Annotated in this window: 12 protein-coding genes and 1 tRNA gene; 1 reads left to right on the top strand and 12 read right to left on the bottom strand. The window is 66.7% G+C overall.

Features of this window, described 5'->3' with window-relative positions:
- Positions 1–11 precede the first annotated feature (11 nt).
- The 6 genes from prmC to DX905_RS10355 are packed head-to-tail and all read right to left on the bottom strand — an operon-like array spanning position 12 to position 6,809.
- A complete protein-coding gene (gene prmC / locus DX905_RS10380) occupies positions 12–830 on the bottom strand; it encodes a peptide chain release factor N(5)-glutamine methyltransferase (protein ID WP_116091278.1) in 819 nt (272 codons plus the stop codon).
- The gene (locus tag DX905_RS10375; protein ID WP_116091277.1) at positions 827–1,213 is read right to left on the bottom strand and encodes a hypothetical protein; all 387 of its coding nucleotides are present in this window, start codon (positions 1,211–1,213) and stop codon (positions 827–829) included. The genes prmC and DX905_RS10375 overlap by 4 nt, the downstream gene beginning before the upstream one ends.
- A gap of 2 nt (positions 1,214–1,215) precedes the next feature.
- Entirely contained in the window at positions 1,216–2,298 is a 1,083-nt protein-coding gene (gene prfA, locus DX905_RS10370) for a peptide chain release factor 1 (protein ID WP_116091276.1), read from the bottom strand.
- The gene (hisS, locus tag DX905_RS10365; RefSeq protein WP_116091275.1) at positions 2,295–3,530 is read right to left on the bottom strand and encodes a histidine--tRNA ligase; all 1,236 of its coding nucleotides are present in this window, start codon (positions 3,528–3,530) and stop codon (positions 2,295–2,297) included. Before hisS ends, prfA begins: the two co-directional genes overlap by 4 nt.
- Positions 3,531–3,576: 46 nt before the next feature.
- Complete coding sequence (gene sppA / locus DX905_RS10360; protein ID WP_116091274.1) at positions 3,577–5,451, bottom strand: signal peptide peptidase SppA; 1,875 nt, start codon at positions 5,449–5,451, stop codon at positions 3,577–3,579.
- A gap of 59 nt (positions 5,452–5,510) precedes the next feature.
- Positions 5,511–6,809, bottom strand: a complete 1,299-nt coding sequence (locus DX905_RS10355; protein ID WP_116091273.1) for a glycoside hydrolase family 130 protein — start codon at positions 6,807–6,809, stop codon at positions 5,511–5,513.
- Between the two features lie 139 nt (positions 6,810–6,948).
- Here DX905_RS10355 and DX905_RS10350 point away from each other — a divergent pair, with 139 nt between their 5' ends.
- On the top strand, positions 6,949–7,389 hold the full coding sequence (locus DX905_RS10350) for an NIPSNAP family protein (protein WP_240320815.1): 441 nt from the start codon (positions 6,949–6,951) through the stop codon (positions 7,387–7,389).
- 25 nt (positions 7,390–7,414) lie between these two features.
- Here DX905_RS10350 and DX905_RS10345 read toward each other — a convergent pair whose 3' ends face one another.
- The 6 genes from DX905_RS10345 to infA all read right to left on the bottom strand — a co-directional run bounded on the left by DX905_RS10345 (position 7,415) and on the right by infA (position 9,958).
- Positions 7,415–7,678, bottom strand: coding sequence for a hypothetical protein (locus DX905_RS10345; RefSeq protein ID WP_116091272.1), 264 nt, complete (start codon positions 7,676–7,678; stop codon positions 7,415–7,417).
- 24 nt (positions 7,679–7,702) lie between these two features.
- Positions 7,703–7,778: transfer RNA gene (locus DX905_RS10340), tRNA-Phe, on the bottom strand.
- 40 nt (positions 7,779–7,818) lie between these two features.
- Positions 7,819–8,016 carry a DNA gyrase inhibitor YacG gene (locus DX905_RS10335; RefSeq protein ID WP_116091271.1) on the bottom strand — a complete coding sequence of 66 codons (198 nt, stop codon included), beginning with the start codon at positions 8,014–8,016 and terminating at the stop codon, positions 7,819–7,821.
- Positions 7,994–8,992 carry a ribonuclease gene (locus tag DX905_RS10330; RefSeq protein ID WP_116091270.1) on the bottom strand — a complete coding sequence of 333 codons (999 nt, stop codon included), beginning with the start codon at positions 8,990–8,992 and terminating at the stop codon, positions 7,994–7,996. The genes DX905_RS10335 and DX905_RS10330 overlap by 23 nt, the downstream gene beginning before the upstream one ends.
- Positions 8,985–9,557 (bottom strand): Maf family protein, encoded by a 573-nt coding sequence (locus DX905_RS10325; RefSeq protein WP_116091269.1) that lies wholly within the window; start codon positions 9,555–9,557, stop codon positions 8,985–8,987. Before DX905_RS10325 ends, DX905_RS10330 begins: the two co-directional genes overlap by 8 nt.
- 182 nt (positions 9,558–9,739) lie before the next feature.
- Positions 9,740–9,958: a translation initiation factor IF-1 gene (infA, locus tag DX905_RS10320; RefSeq protein WP_010162480.1), complete on the bottom strand. Its 219-nt coding sequence runs from the start codon at positions 9,956–9,958 to the stop codon at positions 9,740–9,742.
- Positions 9,959–10,105 lie beyond the last annotated feature (147 nt).

Here is a 10,105-nt window from a genome sequence, read left to right as displayed (position 1 = left end):
CCAAGGGGTAATCACGCAGACGGCGTCGCGACGACGCAGCGGTCATGGCCGGCAAGGTCACGCCTAACATAGGTCATGAAACCCGCGGCTTCGCACAGCGCCTGCACTTGCGCCGCCTGCGTCGTGCCGACCTCGATGCACGCCGCTCCGCCGCCCGGAAGCTTCAGAGCCGGCGCGATCCTGCGATAGTCGTCGAGCCCATCCTTTCCGGCGAACAAGGCCGAAGCCGGCTCATGCAGCGCCACTTCCGGCGGCAGTTGCTCCCCCGTGCCGATATAAGGAGGATTGCACAGCACCAGATCGAACCCGCCAGAGGAGGCCGCTTCCCAACCGGCATGGATAAAGTCTGCGCGCGCCGCCAGCTCCAGCCGTTCGGCATTGGCACGCGCCACGGCCAGCGCTGCCTCGCTCATATCCACGCCCACCCCCGTCGCCTCCGGCCATTGCGCGAGTGCCGCCAAGAGCAGCGCGCCGGAACCGGTGCCGAGATCCAGCACACGTCGCGGCGCGCGGTCCCGGAAATGCTCGAGCGCCGCCTCGATCAGCGTCTCGCTGTCGGGCCGCGGGATCAGCACCGCCGGCGATACCGCGAGCTCGATCGTCCAGAATGCGCGGCTCCCGATGATATAGGCGACCGGCTCGTGCGCACGCCGCCGCGCTACCATCTCGGCAAAGGAAGGGGGCACCGCAGTGTCGGGCGCGCCCAGCAGCAGCGCCTCACGGCTCACTCCCAAGGCATCCGCCAACAGCAGTTCGGCATCGAGCCGGGGGGTGTCGCTCACGGCGGACAGCGCTCCGGCCGCCTCGCGCAGCGCCTGCGCGACGGTCAATTGGGATCCTGGTAGGCGCGATCCGCCGCTTTCTTGCGGCGTTGCTCCTCGGCCCAATTGTTGATCCCGCGCAGCGAGCAACCGGTCGAACCACCGGCCCCGGTCGTGGAACAGGAGCCGACCCCGCCACGGCCGAGATCGCGATCGGTCAACGCGCCGCGTCCCTTCGGCCGCAGGGTGACGTCGAACCGCGGATCGAGCTTTGGCAGGCGATATCCCTCGGCGATGCCGCGGTCGTTCGAGCAGACCACGATCTCGTCCTCGCTCGCCGCCTCCGGGCAGCCCCGCACGGCGTCGACGACCATCTTACGCTCTATCTCTATCGGCCCCATTTTGGGCTTGGTCGTCGCGATCGCCGCCGCGAACAGGAGGAGCGAGAGCATAGCTACTCGGCGAGCTGTGCCAGCCGGCTCGCCTCATCCTCCGCGATCAGCGCGCCGAGCAATTCGTCCATCTGGCCTTCGAGGATCTCGGGCAGGCGGTGCAGCGTCAGATTGATGCGGTGGTCGGTCACGCGGCCCTGCGGGTAATTATAGGTGCGGATACGTTCGCTGCGATCGCCTGAACCTACCATGGATTTGCGCGCGCCTGCGCGCTCGTCGGCGAGCCGCGACCGTTCCTGCTCATACAGACGCGCGCGCAGCACCTTGAGCGCCTTGGCCTTATTCTTGTGCTGCGACTTCTCGTCCTGCTGGATGACGACCAGCCCGGTCGGAAGGTGGGTGATGCGCACCGCGCTATCGGTGGTGTTGACCGACTGGCCGCCGGGTCCGGACGAACGATAGACGTCGATGCGCAGGTCGCGCGCCTCGTCGATTGCCACGTCGACCTCTTCCGCCTCCGGCAGCACCGCCACCGTCGCGGCGGAGGTGTGAATGCGCCCGCCGCTTTCGGTGACGGGCACGCGCTGGACGCGGTGGACGCCGCTTTCGAATTTCAGCTTGGCGAACACGCCCTGGCCGGTGACCGAGGCGACGACTTCCTTATAGCCGCCCATCTCGGCCGCCGAGGCGGAGATCAGCTCGACCCGCCAGCCCTGGCTGTCGGCATAGCGCTGGTACATGCGAAACAGGTCGCCCGCGAATAGGGCGGCTTCATCGCCCCCCGTGCCGGCGCGGATTTCGAGGATGGCGGAACGTTCGTCCGCGGCATCCTTGGGCAGCAAAGCCAGCGCCAGCTTGCGGTCGGCAGCCTCGAGCTGCGCGCGCAAATCGGCCAGCTCGTCGGCCGCCATCGCCTTCATCTCTGCATCGACGCCCTCTTCCTCGAGCATCGTCGCGAGCGATTCCTGCTCCTGGCGCAATTGCCGCACGGTCTGCGCGGCTTCGGCTACCGGCTGCAGCTCAGCATAATCCTTGGACAATTTCACGAACTGGTCGGGCGCGAGGTCGGCGCGCGCCATCGACGCGGACAATTCGTCGCGGCGCGCCTCGATCTGGCGAATACGGTCGAGCGGGATCGTGATCATGCGAGGCCCGCGAGCACGCTTTCGACGTCGCCGACATTACTACCAAGCGCCTTGAAGCGTCGGACCGGACCTCCGTCCTCGCCGCGATCGAGCGACAAAATCGCGCCCGGAGACAGTTTTACGGCCCGGTCATAACGCTTGCGAGGCGAGCCCGAGGCGACGATTTCGACAGCGATCCCGGCGCGGCGAAGCGCGGCTGCGGCCGCGATTCCGGCCTCAAGAACCGCATCATTCTCTACCACCAGCGCGACAAAAGCGCGATCGTCCGCCGGCTCTTCTATCAACATCGCGAGCCGCTCGATGCCCGCGGCCCAGCCCACGGCGGGCGTGTGCGGGCCGCCCAAAGTCTCGATCAGGCCGTCATAGCGCCCGCCGCCCAGCACGGTGCCCTGCGCGCCCAAGCGGTCGGTGACGAACTCGAAGGCGGTATGGCGATAATAATCGAGCCCACGCACAAGCCGCGCGTTACGCGTCCATTTTACGCCGGCTGCATCCAATCCCTTGGTGACGGCCTCGAAAAAGGCGCCCGCTTCACGCGACATATGGGCGTCGATTTCGGGCGCGGCATCGGCGATCGGGCGGTCGCGCGGGTCCTTGCTGTCGAGGATGCGCAGCGGATTCTTGGCCAGTCGTTCGACGCTGTCCTCCGACAAAGCGTCGCGTGCGCCCTCGAAATGGGCGACCAATGCCTGCCGCCAGGCATCGCGGGTCGCGCTGTCGCCGAGCGTATTAAGCTGCAAAACCACGCCATCGGCGACGCCCAATTCGTGCAAAAGCTGGTCCGCGAAGGTCAATATTTCGACATCGGAAGCGGGTTCCGCCGCGCCGATAATCTCCGCATCGAGCTGATGGAATTGCCGAAAGCGCCCCTTTTGAGGGCGTTCGTAGCGAAACAAGGGGCCGTGCGTGGCGACCTTGAGGGGTGCAAAGCGCTGCCAACCCTCGGTCAGATAAGCGCGCGCAATGCCCGCGGTGAACTCCGGACGCAGCGTCAAACTGTCGCCGCCGCGATCCTCGAACGTGTACATCTCCTTGGAGACGACATCGGTGCTCTCGCCGAGCGAGCGCGAGAAGACCGCGGTCGCCTCGAACACCGGCGTCTCGACCCGGCCGAAGCCGTAGAGCTTGCGCACGCGTTCGAACGTTTCCACGACCTTGCCGAAGCGGGCGGCCTGTTCGCCGAGCATGTCCTGAGTGCCGCGTATCGGCCGGGGTGTTTCGATTTTTGCCATTGGAGTGGGCTCTAATGGATAAGGGTAAGACCGTCACCCCGACATGCTAAAGCCCGATTTGCTTGGCCAACAATGCGCCGATGCTCGCCCGCGCCGGGATGCGCGCCGGCTCGGCGACACCGCATTCGATGCAGCGCACCTGGATCGCCGGACCGTAGGCCAGCGCCTGCGCGTCCGCGAGCGCGCGCGCCAGCAGTTCCTGCGGCCGGTGTGCCATCCGCGTCCACGGATCGACCGCCGCATCGCTGTCGCTGTCGCGCTTCTGCGTCCAGTCGCGCAGCAAGGCTTTCCAGCCATTGGGCTGCTGCTCGATCCAGCGCGGCTGGGCGTCGGCGCCAGTCAGGTTTGCGGCCCTGGCGGCAAAGGCGATGGCATCGTTGAGCGAGCCGAAGCGGTCGACCAGGCCGATCTGGCGGGCGACCCCGCCGGCCCAGACATGGCCCTGACCGATCTCGTCAACGCGCTGCGGGGTGAGACGGCGCGACCGGGCGACCAGCCCGGTGAAGCGCGCATAGATGTTCTCGATGCCGGTCTGGACCAATGCGTCGAAGGCCGGCGTCGTACCGCGGTACACATCGGGCTGGCCTGATAAAGGCGTCGTCGCGACGCCATCGGCAGACAGGCCCAGCTTCTGCAAGCTGCCGGCGAAAGTCGGGATGATGCCGAATACGCCGATCGATCCGGTGATTGTCGAAGGCTCGGCGAAGATCGTGGTGGCCGGGGTCGAGACCCAATAGCCGCCCGAGGCGGCGACGGAGCCCATCGACACGATCACCGGAAGGCCCTGCGCCTTGGCGGCGAGGATCGCGCTGCGGATCCGTTCCGAGCCGGTGACCGATCCGCCGGGCGAATCGACCCGCACCACCAGCGCCTTGATACGGCGCTTGCCCAGTTCCTCCCCCAGCAGGCGCGCGATGGTCTCGCCGCCCGCCCGGCCCGGGCCGGCAGTACCGTCGATGATGTCGCCGGCAATGGTGACGACGCCGACGCGGCCGCCGGCGGCTTCCGTGTGCGCGGCGAGATAACGGTCGAGCGGCAAGGTCGAGAAGCCGCCGGGCTGTCCGGTGCCGTCCGCGCCGGCCAAGCCGATGACACGCTGACCGAAGGCGATGCGGTCCCCGACGCGGTCGACCAGGCCGGCTGTCGCTGCCGCCTTCGCGCCGTCGCCGCCTGCCGCGACGAGCGCTGCATCGGGGTCCCCGGAATAGGCCGCGACCTTGGCGAGCGGACGCGCCTGCCGGACATCGTCCTGCCAGCTTGTCCACAGCGCATCGGCAAGTGCCTGATTGGCGGCGCGCGCCTCGGGCGATTGATCTGTGCGGGTGTAGGGCTCGACCGCCGACTTGAACTTGCCGACGCGATAGACATGCGTGGTCACCCCGATCTTGTCGAGCAGGCCCTTATAATAAAGGTGTGGCGCGCCCGGCCCCGCCAGCAGCACCGCGCCCAATGGGTTGAGCCAGACCTCGCTGGCATGCGCGGCGAGTTGATAGCTGTCGTCGTCATAGCCGGTGGCATAGGCCAGCACCGGCTTGCCGGTGCGGCGGACGGCGTCGACCGCTTCACCCGCAGCGGCAATGGCGGCCTGCCCGCCGCCGATGAACGAATCGAGATCGAGCACCACGACCTTCACCGCCGGGTCGGTTGCGGCAAAGCGCAGCGCGCGGACAACGTCGCGCAGCCGGAATTCGCGCGTCGCCGGTCCGTCTCCCGACACCAGCGAGAAGGGGTCGGCGTCGGCCGGCTGCTCGACCAATGTGCCGTTGAGCCGGATCACCAGCGCCCCGCTATCCGCCAGTTTGGGATTGGGCCGCGCGGTCAGGCCCGCATAAAGCGTCCCGAAGAAGAGCACGAGCAGCAGGAGGACGAGCGCGTCCTTGACGCCGACCAGCAGCTTCCACAGCCCTCGCAATACCCGCATCGACGCGCCTCCAGCGGCCCAACGCGCGCCGCGGCCCTCATGTAGGCGATGCGATGGCGCTACACCATCGCCGCCAGCACATCATCGATGGGCACACTGGCAAAAGTCGTGAAGCTGTCGGCGACGCCGTAGGGCAGCAGCAAGATGCGATCTTTCACCAGGCCCCCGCAGCTGTAGACGACGTTCGGCACGTAACCGTCGCGCTCCTTGGGGCTGGGGTGAACGAGCGGCAATTCCATGCGCTTGATGAGCTTGGTCGGATCGTCCTTGTCGAGCAGGCTCGCGCCGATGCAATAATTGCGGACCGAGCCGACCCCGTGGGTCAGCACGAGCCAGCCCTCGTCAATCTCGATCGGCGAGCCGCAATTGCCCATCTGGACAAACTCCCAGGAATATTCGGGCGGAATGATCTTCTCTCCGCTTTCCCAGGTGAGCAGGTCGTCGGACGTCAGATACCAGACATTCTCGTTATCCTGGCGGCTGAGCATGGCGTAGCGCCCGTTTATCCGGCGCGGAAACAGCGCCATGCCCTTGCTCGCAGCGCAGGCGCCGCGCAGCGGATGCATCTCGAAGCTGTGGAAATCGTCGCCGACGCGCAGCATCTCCGATCGCGCCACCAGGCCGCTGAAGGCGGTGTAGGTACCGAGGTGGCTGATCCTGCCATCATCCTCCACGAACGAAACGAGGCGGAGATCCTCGATCCCTTGGCGCTGAGCCGGCGTGATCGGAAACAGGACCGTCTCCGAAACATCGCGCGTGCCGCCGCAGTCCATATAAACCGTCTGATACTCGCCCTCGCCCTCGATCCGCTGGATATGCGGCGCAATCCCCCCCGGGCCCGGGTCGTCGATCGTCACCTCGCCGCCGGGCGTCCACGTGCCGATGCGGAAGGTGACCGAGGAGACATGGCCCTCGCCGATCCCGCGCAAGGCCATGACGAATCGGATCGTGCCGTCGGGCAGGCCCGACTGATCGTGCGACAGGACGATGCTGGGGTTGAACAAGGCCGCTGCCTCGAACGAATATTCCTCGCAGAAATAGCCGCCGATCACGAGCTTCTGGAGGTGGCCTACCTGAGCTCGGTCGATCGTCAGGCCCTGCACCTCCTCGAACCGGCGGAGAAGAACCTGCTCGGGATCAATCCCCCGATTCGAGAAGGAATCGGTAATCCGGCCGAGTTCCTCCTGAAGATGCGCTTCGTCGAGCGCCAGGATCCGCTGCGCGATGCGGTCGACGCGTGATTGGTGGCCGTTGGCATATCCATCCGGATCACCAGGTTCGAAGGGCCGCACGACGGTGCGCGACGGATCGGGGCGCAGGATCACCTGCAGATGCGTCATCAGATCGGTGCCACTCATCGGCGAACTCCCCCGCGCGGTTGCCCAGCAGCCCGGAAAGCCCGGCGTGCGGCGAAGTTCCTGCCTGCCCGATCAGGTGCACGACTGCCAGCGTCGCCCACCCGTTTTCTTTTGGAACAAGCCGCGCTAGCCAATTGCGATGAGCCCTTTGATCCGCATGTTCGCCGCCGCCCTCTCGCTAGCCACGGCTGCCGTGGGAGCGGAGGCGAAGACAGACGCGCTCGATCCGCGTACGGCGACCTACGAGTTGCGGATCTATTATCCCGCCCCCGGCAAGCTCGACGCGCTGAATGCGCGCTTTCGCGAACACACGCTTTCGATCTTCAAGAAGCATGGCATGACCAGCGTCGCCTATTGGAACGAGATCGCAAGCGCGGACGCGCCCAACGGTCGCGTCGTCTACATCCTCGCTTACCCCAGCCGGGCGGCACGCGATGCGGACTGGCAGGCGTTTCGCGCCGATCCCGAATGGCAAAGCGTCGCCAAGGCATCGGAGATAGACGGCAAATTGGTCGACAAGGTCGACAGCGTCTTCATGAACATGACCGACTATTCGCCGGCCCTGAAACTTTCCCGCTGACCGGACCGACTGCCGGCAGCTGAGCCTAATCCTCGCTCATCCCCTGCTCCGCCTCATCCATGAAGTCGCGTGCGGCTTCCCGGTCGGCTTCATCGTCGAATGCCGTCTCGGGCTCCGGCGCGACGCCGAGCAGATACATCAGACACCATAGCGCGAAGCGACGGTCGGGATCACGCTCGAGCCCGAACTGCAACCGCACGAGCTCCGCGCCCTTGAGCAGGCGTTCGGGATCGAGCGTATCGATGTCGGCCGTGCCGAAAAAGCGGACGAGGAGGTCGTCGAAGTCCATGATGATCCTCGCTTCGGAGAGGAATGGTGCCCAGGGACGGAATCGAACCGCCGACACCGTGATTTTCAGTCACGTGCTCTACCAACTGAGCTACCTGGGCACGGAAGCGTCGGGAGGCGCGCCTATAGAGGGGGGTCGCGCTAACTGTCCAGCCCGTTGCGATCCGAATCCTGCTCATCGCTTTCGGCAGGGGGACCGGGGATGCGATAGCCGTCCGACAGCCACTGGATCAGGTCGCGGTCGCGACAACCCTGGCTGCAGAAGGGCTTGTGCGCGGGCGCGGCTGGCTTGCCGCAACCGGGGCAGGCGGATCGATCAAGGCGTGGCGCGGCTGGCATGTCCGGCCGATATGGCGAGCGTGCTTTCCTCCCGCAAGGCGACACTTGCGCCGGCACGCCGCGCCAGCGCGTCGAGCCAGTCGACGCGGGCGGCGATGGGTGCGATTACGCGCGGATGGGCGTGCAAGGTCAAGACGCCATGTCCCGATGCGCGCGTCGCCCGGCGGATCAGTTCGAGCGCGGCGGCACCGATCGGATCGGCCGCGATGCGGTCGATGACGGAGGGACGCTCGCGCCGTCGGACGATCTGGAGAAAGCCGAAGCCGTTGACCGCGGTCCGCTCGAACGGCTGGGGCAGGACGGCGTCGAGCGCGGCGGCGGCGGCTTGACGATCGGCCTTGGCGGTCATGGTCGGCAGGTCGATCCCGATCGATCCCGCAATCCCGAAGCGACGGATCGCCTGGCCCGCCGCGCGGGCGCCGGCAACGCCAAGCTCAACCGCGCTACCGGCGCCATCGACGTCGATCAGGGTCATCGCGGGCGTGGGCGAGATGCGCAGCAGCAGATCGGACGTGGCGACGAGGCCGCTCGCGGCCTCTTCCACCGCGTCGGACCAGCCGTAAGCGTCGAGCGAGTCGGACCGGCCTAGCTGTCGCACCGGGACGCCGCTGCACCCGATTCGGGTCAGCAGATCGGGCCCAGGGCCAAGCATCGCATCCGCCGCCGCGATCTTCGCCCGCGCCGGCTTGAGCTCAGCGCCCTCGGGGATCGGCTCGCGGGTGATCTCAACGGTCACCGCCGATCCTTCCGTCAGCCATGCGGGTACCGGCGTGAGTTGCACCGCCGCGCCGCCGGCCAGGGTCACGAGGCCGCGGCCGGATGCATCGGCCTTGCGCGTCAGCCGCCCCGGCAGGACCGCGCCGAGTCGGGGCCCGGGATCATCGTCACGCTCGAGCGCCATTTCGACGATGCGTCCGCCGTCGATCAGCGCGGCCCGGTTCTCGCCGATGCCGGCTTCGTAGAGCCATTCAGCCAAGAGTGATCCCGGCGGTGAGCAACAGGGCCCGCGTTTCGAACAAAGGCAGGCCGACCACACCCGAATGGCTGCCCGAGAGGAAGCGCACGAAGGCTTCGGCGCGACCCTGGATGGCATAGCCGCCGGCCTTGCCGATGCCTTCCCCGCTTTCAGCATAAGCCTGGATCGTGGCGGCGGAGAGCGGCCCGAAGGCGACGATACTGGTCGACAGGCGATGACGGGCGACGCCCTGCGCATCGATCACGGTGACCGCGCTCAGCACGCGGTGACGGCGCCCGGCGAGTAATTTCAGGCAGACCGCGACCTCGGCTATGTCCGCCGCCTTGGGCAGGATGCGCCGCCCCACGGCGACGACGGTATCGGCGGCCAGCACGACCTCCCCCCCGTGACGCGGCGCGACCGCGACTGCTTTGGCGGCGGCGATGCGCCGCGCATAATCGGCGGGCGATTCGGCGGGGAATGGGGTTTCATCGATCTCGGCAGGATCGACCGCCGCGACCTCGACGCCGATCCGCGCGAGCAGATCGAGCCGGCGCGGCGAGGCCGAGGCGAGGATCAGACGCATTGTGCGCCGCAGCTTGCGAAGCAGCGGATTACTGCAACTCCGTTCCGTTCGTGCTGAGCTCGTCGAAGCACTGTTCTTCTCTTTCGGCCGCGAAGAAGAAAGACAGCCCTTCGACAAGCTCCGGGCGAACGGGAGTTAGGGGGCTGCGGATAGTCAGCCGGGACGCCGGCCGGTCGCGACCGTCACTTGAAGCGATACGTGATCCGGCCCTTGGTCAGATCATAAGGGGTCAGTTCGACCAGCACCTCGTCACCGACCAGCACGCGGATGCGGTTCTTGCGCATCTTGCCGGCGGTGTGGCCAAGAATCTCGTGATCGTTTTCCAGCTTCACGCGGAACATGGCATTGGGGAGAAGCTCCACCACCTGCCCGCGCATTTCCAGCAATTCTTCTTTCGCCAAGCGAAGTCCTCAATCAGTCGGGTTGTCGAAAAGGCGCGTCGCCTTAACCCTTGGGACCGAAAAAGGGAAGCTGCGCCAAAAGAAGCCAATTACGTGTCGTTTCTGCCGGCGGGGGCGGTTGCGCTCGCTATGACCCGGTGCCTATAG

Source organism: Sphingomonas crusticola, from assembly GCF_003391115.1.
GTDB classification, from domain to species: Bacteria; Pseudomonadota; Alphaproteobacteria; order Sphingomonadales; family Sphingomonadaceae; genus Sphingomonas_I; species Sphingomonas_I crusticola.
This window is presented reverse-complemented; position numbering and strand designations above follow the sequence as displayed.